The sequence below is a fragment of the Vibrio sp. 10N.222.49.C9 genome (assembly GCF_041474985.1).
GTDB classification, from domain to species: Bacteria; Pseudomonadota; Gammaproteobacteria; order Enterobacterales; family Vibrionaceae; genus Vibrio; species Vibrio crassostreae_C.
Map to the genome: position 1 here is coordinate 1 of NZ_JBFRVD010001466.1, position 260 is coordinate 260.

At 49.6% G+C, this 260-nt stretch carries 1 protein-coding gene; it reads left to right on the forward strand.

Features of this window, described 5'->3' with window-relative positions; translation table 11 throughout:
• A partial coding sequence (locus AB4585_RS28785) for a hypothetical protein (RefSeq protein ID WP_372172202.1) occupies positions 1–260 on the forward strand: 260 nt, incomplete at both ends.

The following is a 260-nucleotide window of genomic DNA, read 5'->3' on the forward strand; positions in this document are numbered from 1 at the left end:
TGAAAACATGGCAGCGTTTGACGCTATCTGTAAGCGTGAACGTGCACCGTACGCGGTTGTCGGTATTGCGACTGAAGAGCGTCAGCTAACACTCGAAGATTCTCACTTCGATAACACGCCGATCGATATGCCAATGGACATCTTGTTAGGTAAAACACCTAAGATGCACCGTGACGCGCAAACGCTGAAGGTTGAAAGCCCAGCAATCAATCGCGATGGTATTGAGCTAAACGAAGCGGTTGATCGCGTACTTCGCCTAC